We start from the raw sequence: 23913 nt of genomic DNA on the forward strand, positions 1-23913 counted from the left end.
CTCAGATCACCCGGGTGACGTTTTCCGTGTCGACGCGGGCGTCGAGTCGGTCCGGGTTGAGGTTGACGCACAGCACCACCGACGCGCCGACCGCGAGTGGCGCGAGCAGCCAGTACAGCGGATGCTCGTGCTGGCCGGCGTCGACGAGCACCCGGTCGCCGGTGGTGATGTCCTGCTGTGCGGCGATCTCCACCGCCAACGATTCCCACTCGGCGTAACTGGTGCCGTCGACGCTCGCCGGGTCACCGGGGCGCACCAGCGTGTAGGCCGGGGCCCGGCCGACGTACCGACCGGCCTCGGTCAGGAAGGCACCGTAGCCGTCCGGCGGGTCGCCACCCGGCGTGGCCTTCGCTCCGACGTCGAGCACGAAACGGTGCCGCGCGGCGGGCACCTCCTCCAGCCAGTCGTCGACCCGGCCGCGCGCGGCGAACACCACGTCCAGCGGCTCGTCGGCCCCGGGTTCGAGCACCGGCAGCCCGGCGGTCGCGGACAGCCGGATCGACACCGAGACACCGATCGACCAGGTGCCCAGGAGCACGGCCGCGCTCTGCCAGTGCGGTGGCAGCAGCACGGCGGCCCGGTCACCGGCGGCCAACCCGCAGCCGTCGCCCAGCAACGCGGCGGTCCGCGCCGCCCAGGCGCCGAGCGCGGTCGCCGACAGCTCGGTCCGTTCGCCGGTCGCGTCGTCGTAGTAGGTCAGCAGCGGTGGGCCCGAACCATTGCCGACGGTGCCCGTACCGGGCCGGCTGGTGACGGCTGACGCGTCCATCGAGACTCCTTCGGCCACGGACGGTGTGACGGGCGGGACCGCCTGCGACCCTACCGGTTCGGGGCGCTGGGAACCCGTAACCGGGTCGCCACGTCGCGCAGTCGCGGCCAGGTCGGTGCCGGAGGACGGTCCCGGGCACGACGACGGTCGCAGATCCGACTCAGCAACCGGTCCACCTCGGCCGCGTCCAGTCGGCGACGAGGATCGCGGCGCAACGGGCCGGCCAGGACCGGGCGCAGCGGCCCGGCCCGCGGCGCCGGATCGGGCGGTACGGTGGCCAACGCGGTCAACGTCGCCATCGGCGTCGACCGGGCGTACGGTGAACGACCCTGCACGGCGGCGTACAGCGTCGCGCCGAGCGACCACAAGTCGGCGGCCACGCTGGACACACCGTCGCGGGCCCGTTCCGGGGCCATGTACTGCGGTGATCCCACCACGGCTCCGGTGACGGTGATCGACCCGTCGCCGTCGAGGGTGGCGAGTCCGAAATCGGTCAACACCACCCGGCCGTGCTCGCCGATCAGGACGTTGTGCGGCTTGACGTCGCGGTGCAGCACACCGGCGCGGTGGGCGGCGCGCAGGGCGGCGAGCACCTGCCGGCCGATCTCGGCGACCCGGACCGGTGCCAGCGGCCCCTCGTCGGCGACGACCTGGTGCAACGATCGGGAACGGACGTGCTCCATGACGATCAGCGGCGAGTCGTCGACGTGCCGTACGTCGTAGATCCGGACCACGTTCGGATGGTTGAGCCGGGCGGCGCTGCGAGCCTCGCGCAGTGTACGGTGCCGCAGTTCGGTGCGTTCGGTGTCGGTCATCCAGCCCGGCGGGAGGACCTCCTTGACGGCGACCTCACGCCCCAGGACCTCGTCGCGGGCCAGCCAGACCCGTCCCATGCCGCCGCTGCCGACCGGCCGGAGCAGTTGGTACCGGTCGGCGATCAGATCCGGTCGCACGATCCGGTCTCCCATCGTCATGTCCCGATCGCACACGGTAATCGCTGGTGTGACGACGACACATCAGCTGGAAACCCGGCGAACCTCCACCGTTCAGCTGTCCCGCGTCCACCAACAGCCGAACGACAGCGCCCGGACGCCGACGGGGGTGCCCCACGGCGCGCGATGCGCGCGGGACACCCCCGGTCGGTTCGGTCGGTCAGGAAGCGCTGCCGACGGCGAGCAGGTTGCCGTCCGGTACGACGATCTTGTGCGCGCCGCCGGCGAGCTGGGCCGCCGCCCGGCGCGTGTTGAAGCTCGGCGCCTCCCGTACCGCCGTCGCGTAGGCCGCCGCCGTCTGGGCGGCGATCGTCGACCAGCCGTACCGTCGGATCACCTGCTGGCGGGCCGCGCGCGCCACCCGCCGCGCGAACACCTCGTCGACCAGCAGCGCGTGCACCGCCTCGGCCAACCCGTGCGAATCCTGCGGCTGGAACCGCATGCCGGTCACACCGGGCTCGACGATCTCGGCCAGGCCGCCGGTCGCCGACACCGCCAACGGCGCTCCCGCCGCCGCCGCTTCGAGAGCCACCATGCCGAACGGCTCGTACAGGCTCGGCACCACGGTCGCGTCGGTGGCCCCCAGCACCGCCGGGAGCTGCGCCTCGGTCATGAACCCGGCGAAGTTGATCAGGTCGGCGACGCCGAGCCGCTCGGCCTGTGCCTGCAGCTCACCCCGGTACGGCCCGTCCCCGGCGATGATCACCCGCAACCCGGCGTGCCGCTGGCGCAGCCACGGCAGGGCGGCGATCAGGTGCTGCACGCCCTTCTCGTAGACCAGCCGGCCGGCGAAGCCGATCAGCGGACCGTCCGCCGCGTACTTCTCCCGTGCCGCCGCGACCGCCCGCGCCGAGGAGCGCCACACCCGGTCGTTCACCCCGTTGGCGATCACGTCCACCCGGGCCGCCGGCAATTCCAGTAGCTGGCTGACCTCCCACCGCATGTACTCCGAGCAGGTGATCACCCGACACGACTCGTGGCCGAGCCAGTGCTCGATGGAGTGGATGGACTTGTTCATCTCGTTGGGCAGCCAGCCCTGGTGGCGGCCGGCTTCGGTGGCGTGGATGGTGGCGACGAGGGGGATGTCGAGGTGTTCCTTGAGGGTGATGGCGGTGTGGGTGACGAGCCAGTCGTGGGCGTGGATGACGTCGTATTCGGCGGACTGGGTGGCGCGTAGGGCGGCGCGGGTGAGGGTGTGGTTGAAGGCCATGGTCCAGGCGAGGAGGCTGGGGGTGGCCAGGGGGAACAGGGGTGGGTCTTCGGCGGCGCGGATGATGCGTACGCCGTCGGCGTATTCCTCGAGGGGTGCGCCGGGGGCGTGGCGGGTGACGACGGTGACCTCGTGGCCGGCGTTGGCCAGGGCGACGGACAGGGCGTGCACGTGCCGGCCCAGCCCACCCACCACCACCGGCGGGTATTCCCAGGACAACATCAACACCCGCTGCGCCCGTGGTGCGCGGATGTCGATCACGTCGGCGGTTGGTGACATCGACAGACCCCCCTCAAAATGTTCTGCGCCTGGGCATGCGCGATCAGACACCATTAGCGGGTGCTGACGCGTCGTTGGGTTGCGGCCAATACTGCCCGCAAAGGGATAACCAGGGAAGACGTTCGCGTTGCGCTGGTGTAACGAGCACGGATCAGACTTGTCGGACCCGTAGTAGTTCGGCCATCGACCACGCCTGGAACGGACAGCCGGTCGCCCCGTGCGGCGGATCTCCGTCAGCCGTTTCGCTGACCGAACCCAGGCCGTACTCGCCCAGGTGCGCGGTCAACCCGGCGAAGACGTCCGCCACCTCCAGCCCGGCCCGGCGGGCCGCCGACACGTACGGGCCGACCAGCCACGGCCACACCGTGCCCTGGTGATAGGCGCCGTCGCGCTTGGCCGGCCCGCCCCGGTGCCGGCCGAGGTAGCCGGCCGAGTCCGCAGCCAGGCTGCGCAGCCCGAGCGGCGTCAGCAGCGCCTGACCAATCGCCCGGATCGTCGCCGGCTCCGGCTTCAACGGGGCGTACGGCAGCGACCAGGCGAGCAGCTGGTTGGGGCGCAACGCGTCGTCGTCGGCGTGCGGATCGCCGCCGAGCGGATACTGCGCCGGAGCGTCCAACACGTCGTAGAGCCACCCGGACGGGGCCGGATAGCGGGTCCGGAACGACTCGTACGCCTGTGGGTAGGTCGTCGCGGCCGGCCCGGAATCGGCGTCGACCAGCGAGGCCAACTCGTTCACCGCCGCCAACCCGTTGACCCACAACGCGTTGACCTCCACCGGCTTGCCCTCCCGGGCGGTGATCGGCACCCCGTACACGCGAGCGTCCATCCAGGTCAGTGCCTCACCGCTGGCGCCGGCGGTGAGTAGCCCGTCGGCCGGATCGACCTGGATGCCGTAGCGGGTACCCCGTAGATGCGCCGCGATCACCTCCCGCAGCGCCGGTAGCAACTCGGCGGCCAGGTCGATGTCGCTGGTCGCGGCGACGTGCCGGTCCACCGCGTGCAGGAACCACAGGGTGCCGTCGACGGTGTTGTACTCGACGTGGCCGGTGTCGGCGGTGTTGGCCAGCATGCCCTCGGACAGCGTCGCCGCGTAGCCGCGCAGCAGCTCCCGGCCCTCGTCGGACCGTCCGGTGGCCAGGAACAGCCCTTCGTAGGAGATCATCGTGTCCCGCGACCAGCTGCCGAACCACGGATAGCCGGCGACGACGTCCGGGCCGGTCGACGTGCGCACCACGAACGTGTCGGCGGCCAGCGCCAGCGTGGCGTCCACCTCGTCGGCCGGCTTGGCGGCGGCCACCACCGTCTGGTTGCGTTTGCGGGCGGCGTCGACGATTGCCGATGCCGGCTCCGGCCGCTGCTCCAGGTGCTCCGCCCAGGCGGTCACCTCGGCCACCGCGCCGGGGCCGTCCAGCACGGCGGTGAAGCTGCCCGCGTACCACAGGTCCTCCTCCGGACGCAGCCCCCGGGCCGCCTCCTCCCGGTGGTAGACCCCGTCCCACCAGGTGCCGGCCGGCACCCAGTCCGGGCCGCTGATCCGGTACGCGCCCTCGATCACCACGCCCCCGTCGACGTTCTCCATCCGGGGTGGGGGAGCGTCGGCGTACCGCTCACCGTGCGCGTCCCGCCACGTGGTCACCGCAGCCAGGGTCAACGTCACCGGGCCGCCGCTGACCAGCCGGTGGGTGACCGCCACGCACGGGCTGCCGTGGCGCATGGCGATCTCGCGTTCGATCACGATGTCGCCGATGCGCCACCGCCAGCGCGGCACGCCGTCGGTCAGGTCGAAGCGTTCCAGCAGGTTGTAGCCAGGTGGGTCCACCGCGCCGGAGGACCACTCGTGCACGCCGAGGCGGATCTGCGCCCCAGTGGGCAACGTCACCGCCGGGTCCAGGCTGACCAGCCCGACCCGCCGGACCGCCGGGGTGGCTCCGGCGACCACCAGCAGGCCGTGGTAACGGCGGGTCCGCAGGCCGCTGACGGTCCCCATCGCGTAGCCGCCACGACCATCCGTGACCAGCCATTCCCGGCTGGCTCCGGCGGTGAGGTCGGCGCAGAGCTGCGGTCCGAAGGTGATACCGGGCAACGTTCCTCCATTGCTGATGAGCCGACGAGCGAGTGCGGGCGGAGCGGGGTGCCGGTGGGGCGACGAGCGGGTTCTACCGGAGCGAGGTGCGGGCGGAGCGGGGTGCGGGGCCGGGGGGACCGACGAGGTGGCGATCCGACAAGTGCCGGAAACACGTCCCAGGGAGAATGTCCGTCATGGTCAACTCCAGGCGAACGTATCGTGATCCGGAACGCACCCGGTTGGCGGAGGCCGACGCGGGTGAGCTGCCGTGGCGGGCATGGGGACCCTATGTCTCAGAACGGGCATGGGGAACGGTACGGGAGGACTACAGCGAGCACGGTACGGCGTGGGACTACTTTCCGCATGATCATGCCCGATCGCGTGCGTACCGCTGGAACGAGGATGGCATGGCCGGCGTCTGCGACGACCGTCAGACATTCTGCTTCGGGTTGGCCCTGTGGAACGGTGTGGATCCCATTCTTAAGGAACGCATGTTCGGCCTCGGCGGCGACGGCGGCAATCACGGTGAGGACGCCAAGGACTACTGGTGGTACGAGGACTCCACGCCCACCCACTCCTGGATGCGCTGGCGCTACCACTATCCGCAAGCCGCCTTCCCCTACGATGACCTCGTCGCCGTCAACGGTATGCGCGGCCGCGAGGAGACCGAGTACGAACTGGTCGACACCGGCGTCTTCGACGACGACCGCTACTGGGCGGTGACTGTCGACTACGCCAAGGCCGGCCCGACCGATCTGTGCATCGAGATCACCGTCGCCAACCGGGGCGACCAACCGGCCCGGTTGCACGTGCTGCCCAGCCTGTGGTTCCGCAACACCTGGGCCTGGGGACTGCCCGGCCGTGACCAGATCCCGGTGCTCACCGGCGACGACTCCCGCCTGGTCGGCCACCACTCGGTGCTCGGGCAGCTGGTGCTGCAGGGCGACGGCCAGCCGACCCCGCTGCTGTGCGACAACGACACCAACGCCGAACGGCTCTGGGGACAACCGTCGCGTACCCCGTACCCGAAGGACGGCATCAACGACCACGTCGTCGACGGCGCCGACACCGTCAACCCCGAGCGCACCGGCACCAAGGGCGCGCTGCACTACGTGCTTGACGTCCTACCCGGCTGCGAGGACCGGATCCGGCTGCGGTTGACGTTGACCGCACCGCCACCGGGCAACGCCCCGCCGCCCCGGCTCAACCTCGGCGCCGGGCACGCCGCCACCCTCGCCGCCCGGCACGCCGAAGCCGACCAGTACTACGACACGGTGATCCCGGCCGCCGCCACCGACGACGAGCGGCTGGTCGCCCGACGCGCCCTGGCCGGGGTGCTCTGGGGCAAACAGTTCTACCACTTCGACGTTGCCCAGTGGCTGTCCGGCGATCCGGCCAGCCCGCCCCCGCCGCCGGGGCGGGCGCACGGACGCAACGCCGCCTGGTGGCACATGAACAGCTTCGACGTCATCTCGATGCCGGACCCCTGGGAATACCCCTGGTACGCGGCCTGGGACCTGGCGTTCCACTGCTCCACCCTGGCCCGGGTCGACCCGCAGTTCGCCAAGGACCAGCTGCTGTTGCTGCTGCGCGAGTGGTACATGCACCCCAACGGGCAGATCCCGGCGTACGAGTGGGCGTTCGCCGACGTCAACCCGCCGGTGCACGCCTGGGCCGCGCTGCGGGTGTTCGAGATCGACGGCCGACGCGACTTCGAGTTCCTCGCCCGGATCATGCACAAGCTGCTGCTCAACTTCACCTGGTGGGTCAACCGCAAGGACATCAACGGCAACAACGTCTTCGAAGGTGGCTTCCTCGGGCTGGACAACGTCGGCCCGTTCGACCGCTCCGCCGCGCTGCCGGTCGCCGGCATCCTGGAGCAGTCCGACGGCACCGGCTGGATGGCCACGTACGCGCTGAACATGCTCGACATGGCACTCACCCTGGCGGTGCACGACCACACCTACACCGACATCGCCACCAAGTTCCTGGAACACTTCGCCTACATCGCCGCCGCCGCCTACGACCAGGGGCTGTGGGACGAGGAGGACTCGTTCTTCTACGACCAGCTGCGGCTGCCCGACGGCGACACCCTGCCGTTGAAGGTCCGCTCGGTGGTCGGACTGCTGCCGCTGGCCGCCACCACCACCTTGCATTCGGGCACCCTGGCCCGGCTGCCGGAGCTGGGCGCGCGGCTGCGCTGGTTCCTGACCAACAAACCGGAGTACGCCGACGTGATCGGTGCCCGCCGGCTGGCCGGCGACGGCCGGCAACACCGGCTGCTGTCGATGGTCGGCCCGGACCAGATCGTGCGGATCCTCGCCCCGATGCTCGACGAGGAGGAGTTCCTTTCCCCGTACGGGCTGCGCACCCTGTCGCGGCGGCACCTCGACGAGCCGTTCACCGTCTCGCTCGGCGGACAGGACTTCACCGTCGGGTACGAACCGGCCGAGTCGACCAGCGGACTGTTCGGCGGCAACTCCAACTGGCGCGGCCCGATCTGGATGCCGACCAACTACCTGCTGGTCTGCGCGCTGCGGGACTTCGCCACCTTCTTCGGCGACGACCTGCTGATCGAATACCCGACCCGGTCCGGCGCGAAGCGCACGCTCAACGCCATCGCCGACGACCTGTCGCACCGGCTGATCTCGCTGTTCCTGCGCGACGAGTACGGTCGGCGGCCGATCTACGGGGCGGCGGAGAAGTTCCAGCAGCATCCCGACTGGCGGGACCTGATCGCGTTCCCGGAGTACTTCCACGGCGACAACGGGGCCGGTTTGGGCGCTTGGCACCAGACCGGCTGGACGGCGCTGGTCGCGGACCTGATCCTGACCACCCGATCCGATGGGAAGGACTGAACGGACCGCCGGGGTCGGCGCGGCCGGTTCGACGGGCCGCGCCGACCCCGGCGGTCCGTTCGGCGGGCCGCGCTGTCAGGCGCCGACGTACGCCGCGAGGTGTTCGCCGGTGAGCGTCGAGCGGGCGGCCACCAGATCGGCCGGGGTGCCCTCGAAGACGATCCGGCCGCCGTCGTGACCGGCGCCCGGTCCCAGATCGATGATCCAGTCGGCGTGGGCCATCACCGCCTGGTGGTGCTCGATGACGATCACCGACTTGCCGGTGTCGACCAGCCGGTCGAGCAGGCCGAGCAACTGCTCCACGTCGGCCAGGTGCAGGCCGGTGGTCGGCTCGTCAAGAACGTAGACGCCGCCGTCAGTCGCCATGTGGGTGGCCAGCTTGAGCCGCTGCCGCTCGCCACCCGAGAGCGTGGTCAGCGGCTGACCGAGACTGAGGTAGCCGAGTCCGACGTCGGCGAGCCGGCGCGCGATGGCGTGCGCGGCCGGCGTCCGGGCCTCGCCGGCGCCGAAGAACGCCTCGGCGTCGGTCACCGACATCGCGAGCACCTCGCTGATGTCCCGACCGCCGAAGTGGTATTCCAGCACCGACGCCTGGAACCGTCTTCCGTCGCACTCCTCGCAGACCGACGCCACGCTGGCCATCATCGCCAGGTCTGTGTAGACCACCCCGGCGCCGTTGCAGGTCGGGCAGGCACCCTCGGAGTTGGCGCTGAACAGTGCCGGCTTCACCCCGTTGGCCTTGGCGAACGCCTTGCGGATCGGTTCGAGCAGCCCGGTGTACGTCGCCGGGTTGCTGCGCCGGGAGCCACGGATCGCCGCCTGGTCGATCGACACCACACCCGCGCCGGCCGGGATCGAGCCGTGGACGAGTGAACTTTTGCCCGAGCCGGCGACCCCGGTGACGACCACCAGCACCCCGAGCGGGATGTCGACGTCGACCGTGCGCAGGTTGTTGGTGCTCGCGCCCCGGATCTCCAGAGCGCCGGTGGGCGTACGGACCTTGTCCTTGAGCGCGACCCGGTCGTCGAGGTGCCGGCCGGTGAGCGTGCCGCTGGCGCGCAGCCCTTCGACGGTGCCTTCGAACACCACCTCGCCGCCGGCCGTACCGGCACCGGGACCGAGATCGACGACGTGGTCGGCGATCGCGATCGCTTCCGGCTTGTGCTCCACGACCAGCACCGTGTTGCCCTTGTCGCGCAGCCGCAGCAGCAGGTGGTTCATCCGGGCGATGTCGTGCGGGTGCAGACCGATCGTCGGCTCGTCGAAGACGTAGGTGACGTCGGTCAGCGACGACCCGAGGTGGCGGATCATCTTGGTCCGCTGCGCCTCGCCACCCGACAGGGTGCCCGACGGACGGTCGAGGCTGAGGTAGCCCAGCCCGATCTCGACGAACGAGTCCAGGGTGTGGGTCAACGCCGTCAACAGCGGCGCGACCGAGGGCTCGTCGAGGCGGCGCACCCACTCGGCCAGGTCGCTGATCTGCATCGCGCACGCGTCGGCGATGTTGATCCCGTCGATCCTCGACGAGCGGGCCGCCTCGGCGAGCCGGGTGCCGTCGCACTCCGGGCAGGTGGCGAAGGTGATCGCCCGCTCCACGAACGCCCGGATGTGCGGCTGCATCGCGTCGACGTCCTTGGACAGGAACGACTTCTGGATCCGGGGGATCAGCCCCTCGTACGTCACGTTGATGTTGTCGACCTTGATCCTGGTCGGCTCCTTGTACAGGAGCGCGTCGAGCTCCTTCTTGGTGAACCTGCCGATCGGCTTGTCCGGATCGAAGAACCCGCAGCCGGCGAAGATCCGGCCGTACCAGCCGTCGACGCTGTAACCGGGGATGGTCAGCGCGCCCTCGTTGAGCGACTTGGTGTCGTCGTACAGGGCGGTCAGGTCGAAATCACTCACCGAACCCCGACCCTCGCAGCGCGGACACATCCCACCGAGCCGGCTGTACGTCGCCTTGACCGCTTTGCTGCCGGCACCGCGCTCGACGGTGATCGCGCCGCTGCCCCGTACCGACGGGACGTTGAACGAGAACGCGCCGGGCGGACCGATCTGCGGCTGCCCGAGCCGGCTGAACAGGATCCGCAGCATCGCGTTGGCGTCGGTGGCGGTGCCGACCGTGGACCGGGCGTCACCGCCCATCCGCTCCTGGTCGACGATGATCGCGGTGGTCAACCCGTCGAGCACGTCGACGTCGGGCCGGGCCAGCGTCGGCATGAACCCCTGCACGAAAGCGCTGTACGTCTCGTTGATCATCCGCTGCGATTCGGCGGCGATCGTGGCGAACACCAGCGAACTCTTGCCCGAACCGGAGACCCCGGTGAACACCGTCAGCCGCCGTTTGGGCAGCTCGACACTGACGTTCTTGAGGTTGTTCTCGCGGGCACCGTGCACCCGGATCAGATCGTGCCGGTCGGCGGCGTGCGTCGGCGGCGAATCCGGGTCGGTCCTCGGGGGCGTACGCATCGGGAGGTCTCCATCAGTCACGCGGGACGGCTACGGCGTCGGGTCACGGTGTCGAGCGGGCGCGAGTCACGGTGCCATCCGGGTAGGACGGAATCCGTCCGCCGGGCGACGACTCAGGCCCGCTGCTGGATGCGGATCATGTTGCCAGCGGGATCACGTACGGCACAGTCACGCACCCCGTACGGCTGCTCGGTCGGCTCCTGGACGATGTCGGCGTCGCCGGCCTGCAACCGGTCGAAGGTGGCGTCGAGATCGGTGGTGGCCAACACGATACCGGCGTAGGTGCCCTTGGCCATCATCTCGGTGATGGTGCGCCGTTCGTCGTCGGTGATCCCGGGATCGGCGGCCGGCGGATGCAGCACGATCGACGTGTCCGGCTGATCGGCGGGACCGACGGTGATCCACCGCATGCCGCTGTAGCCGACGTCGTTGCGGACCTCGAAACCGAGCAGGTCGCGGTAGAAGGCCAAGGCGGCGTCCGGGTCGTCGTGCGGCAGGAAGGACGAGGCAATGGTGACGTTCATGGTGATCACGCTAGTTGCGGCTGCCTGGCCTGCGCTTCTCGATTCCTGATCGGTCTGGTGACCTGTTTGGCGACACACGACGGCATCCCGGCGGCGGCACCGACCGCCTGGCTGCGGTAGACGCTGGGCGGAACCCCGACCAATTCGGTGAAGCGAGTGCTGAAGGTGCCCAGCGACGCACAGCCGACCGCGAAGCAGACGTCGGTGACGCTGAGGTCGCCACGGCGCAGCAGCGCCATCGCGCGCTCGATCCGCCGCGTCATCAGATAGGTGTACGGTGACTCGCCGTACGCGAGGCGGAACTGCCGGCTGAGGTGGCCGGCGGACATGTGCACGCCGCGAGCGAGCGCCTCGACGTCCAGCGGCCGGGCGTACTCCCGGTCGATCCGGTCACGCACCCGGCGGAGCCGGGCGAGGTCACGCAGGCGCCGCGTCTCGTCGGATGTGCTGCTCACCTGGGCGATCGTGCCACGCCGGGCCGCTGTTGCCCAGTGTCACCGGGCGCGGCGGTCGTACCCGGTCAACCGACCAGGGTGCCGACGGCGACCAGCAGGTACAGCCCGCCGCCGCAGGCCACGGCGAGCCCGGCGATCAGCGGCATCCGGGCCATCAGGCGTCGTACGGGTGCCCAGCCGCCGCCCCGGCCGGCGAGGCTGGCCCAGCCCCGGATGGTCAGCGCGCCGACAGCGGTCAACGTCGCCGCCATGCCGATGCCGAAGACCGCGACCAGCACGACGGCGTCGACGGCTCGTCCGGTGAGCAGGCCGCTGACCAGCACCAGGAACGCTGACGGGGAGGGAAGCAGCCCACCGGACAGGCCGATGGCGATCAGGCCACGGCGTGACCACGGGTCGGTCAGCGCGGCATGGTGATGGTGATGGTGTCGGCCGGTCGGGCGGACCCGTACCGCCACGGCACCGGCCTCCTGTCCACCCATCTGGCGATGACCGTCGTGGTCGGCGTGGCTGTGGCCGTCGTGGTGATGGTGGTCGTGGTCGGCGTGGCTGTGGCCATCGTGGTGATGGTGGTCGTGGTCGGCGTGGCTGTGGTCGTGGTGATGGTGATCGGTGCCCCGCAGGTGCCGGTAGGCCAGGTGCAGCCCGACGCCGATCACCACCGTCCCGGCCAGGACCTGCATCCACGCGGTGACCCGCTCGGTGCCGACGCTGGCGAACCCGGTCAGCGCCACCCAGGCGATCGCCAGCACCAGCACGGACAGCGTGTGCATGATCGCCACGATCAACCCGAGGCGCAGCGCGTCACGGTACCGTCCCCGGGTCCCCACCAGGTACGCCGCCGTAATGGACTTGCCGTGCCCCGGGGCCACCGCGTGCGCGGCACCGACGCCGAGCGCGACCAGCAACGCCAACCAGAACACGGCACCGCTGTCGAACATGGCGATCAGGCGTGCCTCGAATCCGTTGATCCCGGTCACCGGGTCCTCCTTCTGCGTGATGCCCGCCGCGCGATCGCCACGGCGAGTCCACCAAGGACGGCGGCGCCGGTACCCAGCGCCAGCGGAGCCGCCGCGCTTCGGTGTCCGTCGTCGGTCAGCGAGACCCGGTGGGTGGTACGGGTGGACGTGAACAGCACCTGCGCCGGGGTCATCGGCCCGGCGGCGGTGAGCATGGTCCGGTACGCGGTGTGCAGGTCGGTCAACGCGGCGAGCCTTACCTCGATCTCGGACACCGGCGCGGGGCAGGCGAACCGTAGCCGGGCACCCTGCCGCAACAGGTCCTCCAGTGGCAGGACGGTCGCCGGGCAGGCCGACCCGGACTGGCGGACCTCGATGTGGTCGGTGAGGTACCGCCGTACGGCGGCCGAGCGGGCCAGCTTCTGCTCGCCGGTCAGCCCGGTGTCGACCGGACCGGCGGTCGGATCCTCGAACGCGCCCAGCGACTGACCGAGTGCCACCCAGTCGTCCTCGGCGGCCTGCCAGGTGATGGCCACCTCAGCGCCGTCGACGTCGACGCGGGCGGTGGCCGGCGGACCGAACGGGTGCGCGGCGACCGGCGCCGGCGTCGTGAGCGCGACGGCGGCGACGGCCAAGGCGGTCGCGGCCACGCCGAGCAGGGCGGATCGAATCCTCACGAGGTTCTCCCTGACCCGGGTACGTCCCCATCGGGGCGAGGTCGACCCCTCGGCGGCGGGGACGTACCCGGGCGGATAGCGGGTGTGGTTACTTGGTGACGGTGATCAGCGGGCTGGTGATCTGCTGGTTCTCGCTGACCAGGTAGATGTGGTGGGTGCTGCCGTTCTTCGCGGTCGCCGGGATGGCGAACCGCTGGTCGATCCGGCCCAGCTCGTCGGCGACCAGGTTCATCACGAAGACACCGTTGCGGCCGTCGGCGGCCTTGGTGTTGCGCAGGTGGACGGCGACCTTCTCGTCCGGGTCGTAGCCGGCGGCCGAGATGGTGACCAGGCCTTCCATCGGGACCGTGGTGCGGTCGACGGTGACCTGCTCGCCGGTGGTGTTCTCCGGGGTGCGGATTTCGTTGACGGTGCGCTCACCGGCGGCGTTCTTGCGGATCAGGAATCCGTCGTGGTGCTCGCCGTTGGCGTAGCGGGCCTCGAACCGGATGCTGTCCGCCTCGACGTCGATCATCTGGTAGAGCTGGGTGTCCTGCGAACTGCTGATCACCTCGGCGCCGTTGCCGGTCCAGTTGGTGCCGCCGTTGAGGGTGTACATCTTGCCGCCGGAGACGGAGACGACGTAGACGGTGCCGTTGTGCACGGCGGCCGACTGGCGGGCGGTGGCCACGTTGCCCCGACCGTACGAGTGGTCGTGGCCCTGTAGCACCAGGTCCACGCCGTAGCGCTCGAACAGCGGACCCCACTGGGCCCGGACGTTGGGGTTGTTGCGGCTACCGGTGGTGGAGTAGACGGGGTGGTGGAAGGTGACGACCGTCCACTTGTGCGGGTTGCTCTCCAGGACCTGCTCCAGCCACGCGGTCTGCGCGGCCATCAGCGTGGCGTTGCTCTGGTGGTTGGAGTCCAGGCCGATGAACCGCACACCCTGGTAGTCCAGGTAGTACGCGGTCTGCTTGAGCTCCTCGTTACCCGGGCCGTTGTCCGGGTACGGGAACTGCGGCCGCCAGAACGTCGACAGGCCACCGCTGTACTCGTGGTTACCGGGGATGGAGATGTTGGGCACCTGCTGGTTGACGAAGCCGTCGGCCTTGTGCCACTGGCCCCACTGCTCTTCGCTGTTGGCGTTGTCGATCAGGTCACCGGCGTTGACGATCAGCTTGGCCTCCGGCCGGTCGGCGAACGCCTGCCGGAACACCCGAGGCACCGCCGAGTCGACGTTGTTCTGCGCGTCGCCGTAGTAGATGAACGAGAACGGGTCGAACCCGTCGGCGGCGGTGGTGAAGTCGATCCACTCGCTCCAGTTCGTGCCGTCGCCGACCCGGTAGGTGTAGCGGGTGTCCGGCTTCAGCCCGGTGAACTCGACCTCGTGGTAGGTCGACGCGTAGCCGAGCGTGGTGTTGACCGCGCTGGTGTTGCTGGCCATCACCTTGCTGACGACGGCGTCGGCGGCGGGCACCCCGCCGACCAGGGCGCGCGGGGCCTCCAGGATCTCGGCCTGCGCCCAGTCGGCGGGCGCGTCGGCCCGCCAGGTCACCTTCTGCGAGGTGGCCGGGGTGGTGGTGGGGATGAGGATGATCCGGTCCGGGACCGGGGTCGGCTTGTGGATCTCGGCGGCCGGGTAGCGGACCGGCGGTGCGTCGCCGATCGCCGGGCTGACCGCGAAGCCGCCGACCAGCGTGGCCGCGGCACCGACAGCGACGAGCTGCGCGGTCCGGGACTTGCTGCTCCAGGCTCTTCTGACGTTCACGGGTGAGGTCCCCCTCAAGGATCTCGACTGACCCGCCGACGGAGATGCGGCGGGACACCCCGCATTCGTTCGTGCCTGGTCAGCCGGCATTCGACGCCGAAGTGGCCGACCGATGAACTCATGATCGACGTGCGTTGGTGGTCACCCCGGCGGTGCCTTCTGGTCATTCGGTGGCCATCCGCCGTTGCGCCGAAGCCGCCGCCGGCCGGTCTACGCTGCGCACCAGTTGTCGTTCGAATACCCAGGTGAAGAGGCAGATGGCCCCGATCACGCGCCGACCCGACCCCGCTCCGGCCGCTCCTGTCACGCCGACGCGACGTCCCCGGACGGCGGCGGTCGCGGCGGTGGCACTCGTCGCGTCGCTGAGCCTGACCGGGGCCGCACCGCCCTCGGCGGCGGTACGCAAGGACGACCGGTTCCTCACCGCGCAGACCCCGGGCGTGCTGCACATCGAGGCTGGCGAATGTTTCAGTGACCCGTTCCACTACGCCCGGGTCGGCGAGGTGGTGGTCGTCTACACCCCGTGCGACCAACCGCCGGTCGACAACCAGGTGTACGGCTTCGTCGAAGCAGCCGACGGGCCGTGGAACCGCGACGCCGTCGCCGACCTCGCCTGGCGGCGGTGCGGTGCGGGGTTCACCCACCACTGGTCCACCCGGGCCGAGTCCGGACTGGACTACTTTCCGGTGCTGCCGACCGAGGAGACCTGGGCGGACGGCGACCGTACCGTGATGTGCGTGGTCTACGACCCGGCCGGCCGGTTGGCCGGCTCCGTGCTACCGTCGGCTCGCTGACCGCCCGAGATGTCCCTCGAAACGGTGTCCTCCAAGGTGGACACATTTCACTCGAAGAAGATCGGCAGCAGCGTGATCGAGTTGACCGCGCCATGCGTCACGATCAGCGCCCAGATGTTGCGGTAGCGGGCCCAGAGGTAGCCGACGAACAGGCCGAATCCACCGTTGAAGACCAGGACGACGGCCACGACCTCGGCCAACGGCCCGTCGCCGATCCGGTGTGTGTGCATCGCCGCGAATGCCACCGCGGTGACGACGATCGCCGGCCAGCGGCCGAGTAGCGCCTCCAAGCGGGTCTGCAGCACCGCCCGGTAGAAGACCTCCTCCACGACGCCGGCGGTCAGGAAGGTGAGCACCATCGCCCCGGCGAGGAACACCGGGTCGTAGTCGCGGTAGCCGGACAGGTCGTCCGGACCCCGCAGCGGGCTGTAGTAGGACAGGTATCCCCAGGCAACCATCGCCGGCAGCGGCCCGAGCCAGTACCACCCGGCCGGGATGGCGCGCCGGTGCTCCACCGCTCCGGGTGACGGTGCCGCCAAGCTCCGCAGCACCCACCACGTCCCACCGATCAGCAGCGCGACCTTGACCGGGCCGTACCAGACACTGGCCGGCCCCAGCCCGAACGCCAGCAGCGGAAACGCGACGGCGATCGCGAGGAGCGCAAGGGTCTGCCGGACGAGGGCGGTCCGGGCGTCGTCGGCGACCAGCGGCAACGTCGGCAGGCGGGCGGGCACCAGCCGGGTCAGCAGCACCCCGACGAGCAGCGGAATCACCACCGCCGAGAGCGGTACCGCGCCGGCTTCGGCGTCCGCCGAGATCCGAATCTCGGTGCGGCCGGTGAGCAGCAGCCAGGCCAGGGCACCGCCGATCGCGGTCAACCCGGCTGCCAGCACACCCAGGGCCACCGGGCCGACAGTTGACGGAATCGCGCCGGCCGGCGGCCGGTCCTCGCCGACCGTGTCCATTGCCGGCAGTCTAGTCGGGGCGGACCACCCGGCCGGACGCGCGCCGCAGGGGTGGGACGCCCGGCCCGTCGGTAGTCTGACGGCATGGCTGTCACCTCGCAGATGGTTCCCCTTGGTACGCCCGCGCCCGACTTCGCGTTGCCGGACACCGGTGGAGTCGTGGTCCGCCGCGACGACTTCGCCGAAGCGCCCGCGCTGCTGGTCGCCTTCGTGTGCAACCACTGCCCGTACGTCCAGCACGTCGAGGCGGCGTTCGGCAAGCTCCTCACGGAATATCCGGCGTTGGCGGTGGTGGGCGTCTGCACCAACGACGCCGAGGCCTACCCCGACGATGCGCCGGAGCGGCTGGCCGCCCAGGCGGACCGGGCGGGCTGGACGTTCCCGTACCTGGTCGACGCGAGCCAGCAGGTCGGCCGGGCGTACCAGGCGGCCTGCACCCCGGACTTCTTCCTCTACGGCGCCGACCGCACCCTCGTTTACCGGGGCGCGTTCGACGGCTCCACGCCCGGCAACGGCAAACCGGTCACGGGTGCGGCGTTGCGGGCCGCGATCGAGCTCGCCCTCGCCGGCGAGGCGGTGCCCGAACCGCACCAGCCCAGCATGGGATGCTCGATCAAGTGGCGGGACTGAGCGAGGTGGCCGGGCCGCGGTAGCCCCCCGAGCGCAGCCGCGGCAGCCCGCCGGGTAAACCGGATCCGACGGTGGCGCGTCCACCTGCCATGACTCGTCTGCGCGTACCGCTGATCGTCTGTCTCGCGGCCCTGCTCGTGGCGACCGGCTGCACATCCTCCGGCGGCGACGGTGCCGGCTCGCAGGGATCCGTCCCCGTCGTCACCGCCACCCAGCCGGCCGGCCCAGGGCTCCAGAACGGCCCTGACCGTGGCGGTCCGCCGGATCCCACCGGCGGCTCCGGCGCGGGTCCGGCAGTCACCCTGGCCGACGGCCGCTACGTGGTGCGGTACGGCTGGGCGGTGCCACGGCATCCGGCCGAAGTGCGTCACGACGTCCGGCCGCCGGTCGCGCACCGACCGCAACCGCCGCTGCCCTACCTGGCGGAGATCCACGCGGCGGACCATCCGGTCGCCGACCCGCCGTACAGCCGCATCTCGTTCTACTTCCGTGCCGGCTTCCCGTCGTACGAGGTGAGCTACGTGCCACGGGTGGTCTTCGCCGGCAGCGGTGACGATGTGCCGCTGCCCGGCAACTGCTATCTGCGGATCCGGTTCGTCAGCGCCCAGGCCCACGACGAACAGGGCCAGGTGACGGTCCGCCGGTCACCCACGCCGTACCTCGGTTGGTCCACCCTGCGCGGGTACGGCTTTGCCGGCGACTTCGAAGGCCAGGTCACCTACGGTCTCGGGATCCAGGTGGCCGGGGACGGCGACCAGGTGCTGCCGATCCGCGTCGGCGAGCTGACCCGCGACGGGTTTCACATCGTCGCGATCGACGTCCAGCGGGAGTGACCATCCGCCCGCGAGGCGCGATGATGTCAACCGGAGGTGGACGCCGTGTTCGACGTCGTGGTGGTCGGTACGGGCATCATCGGACTCACCAGCGCCACCCGGATACGACAACAAGGGCTTCGGGTGTTGCTGGTCGGTGCCGACCCACCGGAGCGGACGGTCTCCGCGATCGCCGCGGCGGTCTGGTATCCCACCCGTACCGAGGGCACGACCGCCGTGCTGGACTGGGCCAGGCGCACCTTCGACGAGTTCGCCGAGCAGGCCCGCCAGGCGGTGCCGGGCGTCGTCATGCGGCCCACCCGGATGCTGCTGCGCTCCACCGTCGACGTCCCACCCTGGTGGGGTGCGGCCGTACCTGACCTGCGGTACTACCCGATCGCCGAGCCGGGATCGGCCGGCTCGGGGCCTGCCGACGGTGGACCTGCTGGTCGGCCGGACGCGGTGGTCGCCGAGTGGCGGTGCACGATGCCGACGGTGGAGATGCGTCCCTATCTGAGATGGTTGGCGGAGCGGTTCCGGGCCGCCGGGGGAGTGACGTCACGCCGTGGCCTGGCCACGCTGGCGCAGGCGGCCGAGACGGCACCGGTGGTGGTCAACGCGACCGGGCTGGCGGCCGGCCGGCTCGCCGACGACCCGGCCGTGCATCCGGTACGCGGCCAGGTGGTGCTGATGGCCAATCCGGGGATCGTCACCTCGGTGCGCGACGAGCGGCATCCGGACGGCCCGACGTACGTGCACCCGCGCGGTCGGGACGTCGTCCTCGGCGGAACCTTCGAGCCGTACGCCGATTCGCTGCTCCCGGACCCGGCGGTGGCCCGGGCGATCGTCGCCCGCTGCACGGCGATGGTGCCCGAACTCGCCGGGGCGCGGGTGCTCGACCACCTCGTCGGGCTGCGTCCGGCCCGGCACGGCGGTGTCCGGTTGGCGGTCGATCCCGCCCCGCCGAGGGGTGTGGCGCGTCTGATCCACTGCTACGGCCACGGCGGTGCCGGGATGACGCTCAGCTGGGGATGTGCCGACGAGGTCGCCGCCCTGGCCACCGCGTGCTGAGGAGACGGCCGACGCGGTCACGGTGCGACCCGTGCCGGTGGGCGGCCGCCGGTTCACGGTGGCCGCGCACCGGCGTCACGGCGGCGTTCCCCGGACGATCGCCACCGCGATCCGGCAGAATTCGGTCATGTCGGGTTGAAAGGCTGCGGCGATGTCCGGGTGCAGGCCGGAGCGGGTCTCGTCGAGCAGTCGTCGACACACCTGCTCCACCGGTTCACCGGCGTAGTCCTGCCGGATCCGGGCGGTCGCTGCCTGCATCGCGGAGGTGAGTTGTTCCTCCAACGGATCGTGCAGATGACGGGTCGCCGCAGGAAGACTGGCAGGGTCGAGTGTGACGTTCGGCTCGGACATCGGAGTTCCTCCCACGCCCGCAACGTACCCGGCGAGGGGCGACCGGCAAACGTGATCGGCGCGGCGCGGATCCGGGCCGTCAATCCAGAACCGCCACCTTGACCAGGTACGACGGCTCGTCCGCAGGCTCCTCGCGGTAGGAGATCTGGCGGATCTGCCGGTCGTCGACGAACAGCGCCACGTCGACCAGAACGCCGAGATGGGCCACGGCGCCACGAGGCACCCGATGCTTGTCCTGCAGGACGTCGCCGATCCCGCCGAGGAAGTTGGTGGCGTCGCCGGACGGAAGCCGTGGCGGGCGGCGGACCACCACCTCCAGGGCCACCGGATCGGTACGCGGGGTCCAGCCGCTGTGTTGAGCGGCGGTGCAGGCCGCGCTGAGCAGGGTCCGGACCCGGGCCGCCTGCCGGTTGCCGGCGGAGAAGATCGACAGCGCCTCGCTCTTGAGCGGCGGCAGACCGGGAACCTCGAATGCCAACGCGAGCGCCGGTTGGTCACTCACCGCGGCACCTCCTCGCTATTGAACTGTGCTGCCCGTACCGGGCAGGGATGAGCTGTGCTGCCCGTACCGGGCAGGGATGAGCTGTGCTGCCCGTACCAGGCAGTGAACGACCGTGCCGTGCCGCCAGTGGCGGCGGCGCCGGAGACAAGCGCGTGTCGGCGTCGACGGCGACCGAGCCGTAACGAAAACTACCGACTCCGTTAACACCCCGCCCAGGGTCCGTTCGTTCACAGTTCCGGATCCAGGGTTGTGAGCACTGAGGATCGACTCAGCCGCGACGAGACCCCGGTGGACACTCCGGCGTCGGGTCGAACGATCGGGTGCCGCCCGGCCGCCGGCGAGCTACCGTACCTGCGTCAGAAGATCTTCGAAGCGTGGCTGGCGACGCTGACCGCGTCGCCGCCGACAACGCGGGAGACGACACCCGGTGGACATTTGGTTCGGCCTGCTCGGGCCGATGGAGGTACGGCGCGACGGCACCACACTGACGATCGTGTCGCGCCGGCAACGCCATCTGCTGGCGGCGCTCCTGCTGGAACCGAACACCGTCGTGCCGCTGGACCGGTTGATGCAGGCGACCTGGGACGACGCCCCACCGTTGACCGCGCGGACCCAGGTCCACCACTGTGTCTCCGTGTTACGTCGGGCGTTGGGGCCCGAGGAGCGAATCGTCACCCATCCGACCGGATACCTGTTACGGGCCGACCCGCACGAGGTCGACGCGGCGTCGTTCGACCTGGCCGTCCAGCAGTCCCGGGAACACGCCGACCGTGGCCGGTCGGTGGAGGCTGCTGCGACGCTGCGACAAGGCTTGTCGTATTGGCGGGGCCGGGCGCTGGCTGGCATGGACAACCCGATGCTCGCCGCTGGTGCTCGGGTCCTCGATGAGCGTCGGATCCTGGCCCGTGAGCGACTCGTGGAGCTCGAACTCGCGCTCGGCCGACATCGGGAGATCGTGCCCGAGCTGCGGTCCTGGCTGCACGAGTCGCCGTTGCGACAACGGCTCGCCGGGCTGTTGATGACCGTGCTGCACCACTGCGGCCAGCAGGAGGAGGCGCTGATGGTGTACCACGATCTGCGCGCGCTGCTGGTGGAGCGGCACGGCCTCGAACCCGGGCCCGAGCTGCAGGCGATCCAACGGGCGATCCTCGTCTCCGATCAACCGCTCGCCGGTGGCGTGGGCACCGGTACCGACCAGCCGGTCGCCGGTGGACCGGTACTGGATCACACCGGTCCGGAGCCGGTCGGTGCCGACCATGCCGATCCGGACCGCCGGGACCGGCTCTGCCAGTTGCCGCCAGCGCCCTCCGACGTCACCGGTCGACGTGACCTGGTCGCCACGATCGCCTCGGCGCTCACCGGTCCCCGCGACGGTCTGCCGATCGTGGTGCTCTCCGGAACTCCCGGGGTCGGTAAGTCGACCCTCGCCCTGTACGCCGCGCACCAGGTCAGGAGTCGGTTTCCCGACGGCCAGATATACCTGGAACTGGGCAGCGACTGCCCGGACGCCGTCGGGCCGTCGGCGCTGCTCGGCCGGTGTCTGCGGGCACTCGGCGTACCGGACTCCGCGCAGCCGCACAGCGTGGCCGAGCGGTCGGCCCTGTATCGGGACCGGCTGGCCGACCGGCAGGTGCTGGTGGTGCTGGACGACGCCGTACGGGCGGCTGACGTCATTCCGCTGCTGCCGGGAGCCCGTGACTGTGCCGTCCTGGTGACCAGCCGTCATCGGATGCCGGAACTGGCCGGGGCGACCCATCTCGCCGTCTCCACGTTCGCCCCCCAGGAAGCGGTGACACTGCTCCGCCGACTCGCGGGGGCCGGCCGGATCGACGCCGAACCGGAGACCGCCGCCGAAATCGTCCAACTCTGCGGCCACCTGCCGCTGGCCGTCCGGGTGGCCGGTGCCCGGCTCGCCGTCCGCCCCGGCTGGCGGCTCGCCCAGCTGGCCCGACGGCTACGTGACGAACTGGCGCGCCTCGACGAGCTGTCGACCGGGGAGCTGCAGGTCCGGGCCAGCTTCGCGGTGGCCTACCGGGAGTTGCCGCAGCCGGCCCGCCGGTTGCTGCGCCGGCTGAGCCTGCTGCGCGTCGTCGACCTGCCGGTGCTCGCCGCCGCCGCCGTGCTGGATTGCCCGATCCGCCCGGCGGAGGCCCTACTGGAACGCCTGGTGGACGCGTCGTTGATGGACGCGGCCGAAGACCGGTCCGGACAGTTGCGGTATCGGATGCACGACCTGATCCGCCTGTACGGGCGGGAGCGGGCCATGGCGGAGGAGAGCCCGGCGCAGCGCGACGCGGCCGTGGCCCGGGTGGTCGCGGCGTGGCTGGCCCGAGCCGAGGAATGCGACGACCAGCTCGCCACCCGTACCCTCGCGCCGATCCGGACCGATGCGATGCGATGGCGGCCGACCGGCGACCGGCTGGCGGCGACGGAATCGGCCCGGAGCTGGTTCGAGGCGGAACGGGCCACCGTACCGGTGCTGATCCGGCACGCCACGGCGCTGCGGCTGACGTCGTCCGCGTGGCAGCTGGCCGCCGCCTGCCAGGCGTACCACGAACTGAGCGGCGCCTACGACGACGCGCTGGACGTCCACCAGATGGCGCTCGCCGCCTGCGCGGCGACCGGGGACCGACTGGGTACTGCGGTGATGTTGCGTAACCGGGCCGACCTGTGGATCGCCCGGCCGGGCGCCGACCGCCAGGACAAACTGCGGGACGCGCGGTCTGCCCTGGAGATCTTCCGTGAACTCGGGGTGGACGCGGGTGCCTGCGACGCGTGGTATCTCTGCGCCGACGTTCATCGGGCCACCGGGGCACACCGCCGGGCCCGCCAGTGTCTCGACGCGGCGCTGACGGCGGCGACCAGAGCCAACTATCTGCTCGGCGAGTGCCACGCGGTGGCCCACCTGGCCGTCGTCTGCCGCGAGCAGGGACGTCCGGAGGAAGCGATCACGCTCGCCGAACGCTATCTGGCCCTGGTCGGCCAGGTGCACGGGCACCGCGAGCGCAGCGTGGCGCTGAACGTGATCGGACTGGTCTGTCGCGATCTCGGGCAGGTCGACCGGGCCGAGACCGCGATCCGCTCGGCCCTGGAGATCTCCCGGTTGGCGGGAGACCCGGCGCAGGAGACCTACACGCTGGTACGTCTCGGCCAGCTGCTGGTCCGCCGGGACCCGCCGCAGGCGGCGGTGGTGCTGCGCGACGGGCTGGCGCGTAGCCGCGCGCAGGGCCTGGGCTTCGGCGAGGCGGTGGCTCTGGCCGGTCTCGGTGAGCTCGCCCTGGTCGAGGGCCGTACCGCGGACGCGATCGCCGAACTGACCCGGGCGGTCGAGATGTTGCACCAGCTCCGGGCGGCTTTCGTCGCGGCGCAGGCGTCGCGGACGCTCGGCCAGGCCTACCACGAGCACGGCGATCCGGCTGGCGCGAGTCGATCCTGGACCGCCGCCCGTGAACTGTTCGACCAGATCGGGAACGAGGACGCCGTCAGGCAACTGGACCGCCAGCTCGGCGCGTCGACGGGTGGCGTCGGCGCCGCCGGCTGACCGCCCGCCTGCCCGCCTGCCCGCGTCTGCGGGGCGAGGCGGGGCCGGACGCCTTTCTCGGCGAATGGTCTGGCAGCTGCGGATCCTGCTGGCCAGACGGCCAGGAGAACCCCCGTCGCCGGCAGCTGGCAGACCGGCTCCACTCGTCGGCGTCGCGCCTCGTCCGCATCGCCAAGGACCACCGTAGCGGCGCCGGCTCGGGTCCCGGTGTCGTCCCGCTGTCGAGCCGCTACCGAGCGGCGGTCG

General features: G+C 71.0%; 18 protein-coding genes and 1 pseudogene. 6 read left to right on the forward strand and 13 right to left on the reverse strand.

Annotated elements, in window-relative coordinates; genetic code table 11:
* Window position 1 precedes the first annotated feature (1 nt).
* The 4 genes and pseudogenes from O7632_RS16380 to O7632_RS16395 all read right to left on the reverse strand — a co-directional run bounded on the left by O7632_RS16380 (window position 2) and on the right by O7632_RS16395 (window position 5333).
* A complete protein-coding gene (locus O7632_RS16380) occupies window positions 2–769 on the reverse strand; it encodes a TIGR03089 family protein (RefSeq protein WP_278115332.1) in 768 nt (255 codons plus the stop codon).
* Window positions 770–924: 155 nt separating this feature from the next.
* Window positions 925–1737: pseudogene (locus O7632_RS16385) on the reverse strand (serine/threonine-protein kinase); the annotation flags it as partial.
* Window positions 1738–1921: 184 nt separating this feature from the next.
* Entirely contained in the window at window positions 1922–3250 is a 1329-nt protein-coding gene (locus O7632_RS16390; RefSeq protein WP_278115334.1) for a glycosyltransferase family 4 protein, read from the reverse strand.
* Between the two features lie 151 nt (window positions 3251–3401).
* Window positions 3402–5333, reverse strand: a complete 1932-nt coding sequence (locus tag O7632_RS16395) for an amylo-alpha-1,6-glucosidase (RefSeq protein WP_278115336.1) — start codon at window positions 5331–5333, stop codon at window positions 3402–3404.
* A 176-nt stretch (window positions 5334–5509) separates the two neighbouring features.
* Here O7632_RS16395 and O7632_RS16400 point away from each other — a divergent pair, with 176 nt between their 5' ends.
* Complete coding sequence (locus O7632_RS16400; RefSeq protein WP_278115338.1) at window positions 5510–8173, forward strand: glucosidase; 2664 nt, start codon at window positions 5510–5512, stop codon at window positions 8171–8173.
* A 75-nt stretch (window positions 8174–8248) separates the two neighbouring features.
* Here O7632_RS16400 and O7632_RS16405 read toward each other — a convergent pair whose 3' ends face one another.
* From O7632_RS16405 to O7632_RS16430, 6 genes are all read right to left on the reverse strand, one after another.
* A complete protein-coding gene (locus O7632_RS16405) occupies window positions 8249–10639 on the reverse strand; it encodes an excinuclease ABC subunit UvrA (RefSeq protein ID WP_278115340.1) in 2391 nt (796 codons plus the stop codon).
* Window positions 10640–10752: 113 nt separating this feature from the next.
* Window positions 10753–11163 (reverse strand): VOC family protein, encoded by a 411-nt coding sequence (locus O7632_RS16410; RefSeq protein WP_278115342.1) that lies wholly within the window; start codon window positions 11161–11163, stop codon window positions 10753–10755.
* A 5-nt stretch (window positions 11164–11168) separates the two neighbouring features.
* The gene (locus O7632_RS16415) at window positions 11169–11618 is read right to left on the reverse strand and encodes a helix-turn-helix transcriptional regulator (RefSeq protein WP_278115344.1); all 450 of its coding nucleotides are present in this window, start codon (window positions 11616–11618) and stop codon (window positions 11169–11171) included.
* Between the two features lie 65 nt (window positions 11619–11683).
* Window positions 11684–12598 (reverse strand): hypothetical protein, encoded by a 915-nt coding sequence (locus O7632_RS16420; RefSeq protein ID WP_278115346.1) that lies wholly within the window; start codon window positions 12596–12598, stop codon window positions 11684–11686.
* Window positions 12595–13254, reverse strand: a complete 660-nt coding sequence (locus O7632_RS16425; RefSeq protein WP_278115347.1) for a hypothetical protein — start codon at window positions 13252–13254, stop codon at window positions 12595–12597. The genes O7632_RS16420 and O7632_RS16425 overlap by 4 nt, the downstream gene beginning before the upstream one ends.
* 88 nt (window positions 13255–13342) lie before the next feature.
* Window positions 13343–15001 (reverse strand): metallophosphoesterase family protein, encoded by a 1659-nt coding sequence (locus O7632_RS16430; protein WP_278115349.1) that lies wholly within the window; start codon window positions 14999–15001, stop codon window positions 13343–13345.
* A 257-nt stretch (window positions 15002–15258) separates the two neighbouring features.
* Between O7632_RS16430 and O7632_RS16435 the strand changes: the two genes are divergently transcribed.
* Window positions 15259–15795: a hypothetical protein gene (locus tag O7632_RS16435; RefSeq protein WP_278115350.1), complete on the forward strand. Its 537-nt coding sequence runs from the start codon at window positions 15259–15261 to the stop codon at window positions 15793–15795.
* Between the two features lie 47 nt (window positions 15796–15842).
* On the opposite strand, the gene O7632_RS16440 is transcribed toward O7632_RS16435, so the two are convergent.
* Window positions 15843–16760, reverse strand: a complete 918-nt coding sequence (locus O7632_RS16440; RefSeq protein ID WP_278115351.1) for a CPBP family intramembrane glutamic endopeptidase — start codon at window positions 16758–16760, stop codon at window positions 15843–15845.
* Between the two features lie 84 nt (window positions 16761–16844).
* On the opposite strand from O7632_RS16440, the gene O7632_RS16445 reads away from it, so the two are divergent.
* The 3 genes from O7632_RS16445 (at window position 16845) to O7632_RS16455 (ending at window position 19273) form a co-directional block, all read left to right on the forward strand.
* The gene (locus O7632_RS16445; RefSeq protein ID WP_278115353.1) at window positions 16845–17390 is read left to right on the forward strand and encodes a thioredoxin family protein; all 546 of its coding nucleotides are present in this window, start codon (window positions 16845–16847) and stop codon (window positions 17388–17390) included.
* A gap of 89 nt (window positions 17391–17479) precedes the next feature.
* Window positions 17480–18223, forward strand: a complete 744-nt coding sequence (locus tag O7632_RS16450) for a hypothetical protein (protein WP_278115355.1) — start codon at window positions 17480–17482, stop codon at window positions 18221–18223.
* Window positions 18224–18268: 45 nt separating this feature from the next.
* On the forward strand, window positions 18269–19273 hold the full coding sequence (locus O7632_RS16455) for an FAD-dependent oxidoreductase (protein WP_278115357.1): 1005 nt from the start codon (window positions 18269–18271) through the stop codon (window positions 19271–19273).
* A gap of 75 nt (window positions 19274–19348) precedes the next feature.
* Here the strand turns inward: O7632_RS16455 and O7632_RS16460 are convergent, their stop codons facing one another.
* A complete protein-coding gene (locus O7632_RS16460; RefSeq protein ID WP_278115358.1) occupies window positions 19349–19624 on the reverse strand; it encodes a hypothetical protein in 276 nt (91 codons plus the stop codon).
* Between the two features lie 79 nt (window positions 19625–19703).
* Window positions 19704–20126, reverse strand: a complete 423-nt coding sequence (locus O7632_RS16465; protein ID WP_278115360.1) for a hypothetical protein — start codon at window positions 20124–20126, stop codon at window positions 19704–19706.
* Window positions 20127–20553: 427 nt separating this feature from the next.
* Between O7632_RS16465 and O7632_RS16470 the strand changes: the two genes are divergently transcribed.
* Complete coding sequence (locus tag O7632_RS16470; RefSeq protein ID WP_278115362.1) at window positions 20554–23667, forward strand: BTAD domain-containing putative transcriptional regulator; 3114 nt, start codon at window positions 20554–20556, stop codon at window positions 23665–23667.
* Window positions 23668–23913: the final 246 nt, after the last annotated feature.

Origin of the sequence: Solwaraspora sp. WMMD406 (genome assembly GCF_029626025.1) — a bacterium.
Classification (GTDB): Bacteria; Actinomycetota; Actinomycetes; order Mycobacteriales; family Micromonosporaceae; genus Micromonospora_E.

Excerpts from the sequence above, each read along its gene's own strand:
- O7632_RS16405 (WP_278115340.1), bottom strand. The coding sequence starts at position 10,639 with ATGCGTACGCCCCCGAGGACCGACCCGGATTCGCCGCCGACGCACGCC.
- O7632_RS16400 (WP_278115338.1), top strand. The coding sequence starts at position 5,510 with ATGGTCAACTCCAGGCGAACGTATCGTGATCCGGAACGCACCCGGTTG.
- O7632_RS16380 (WP_278115332.1), bottom strand. The coding sequence starts at position 769 with ATGGACGCGTCAGCCGTCACCAGCCGGCCCGGTACGGGCACCGTCGGC.
- O7632_RS16390 (WP_278115334.1), bottom strand. The coding sequence starts at position 3,250 with ATGTCACCAACCGCCGACGTGATCGACATCCGCGCACCACGGGCGCAG.
- O7632_RS16435 (WP_278115350.1), top strand. The coding sequence starts at position 15,259 with ATGGCCCCGATCACGCGCCGACCCGACCCCGCTCCGGCCGCTCCTGTC.
- O7632_RS16450 (WP_278115355.1), top strand. The coding sequence starts at position 17,480 with ATGACTCGTCTGCGCGTACCGCTGATCGTCTGTCTCGCGGCCCTGCTC.
- O7632_RS16445 (WP_278115353.1), top strand. The coding sequence starts at position 16,845 with ATGGCTGTCACCTCGCAGATGGTTCCCCTTGGTACGCCCGCGCCCGAC.
- O7632_RS16410 (WP_278115342.1), bottom strand. The coding sequence starts at position 11,163 with ATGAACGTCACCATTGCCTCGTCCTTCCTGCCGCACGACGACCCGGAC.
- O7632_RS16460 (WP_278115358.1), bottom strand. The coding sequence starts at position 19,624 with ATGTCCGAGCCGAACGTCACACTCGACCCTGCCAGTCTTCCTGCGGCG.
- O7632_RS16440 (WP_278115351.1), bottom strand. The coding sequence starts at position 16,760 with ATGGACACGGTCGGCGAGGACCGGCCGCCGGCCGGCGCGATTCCGTCA.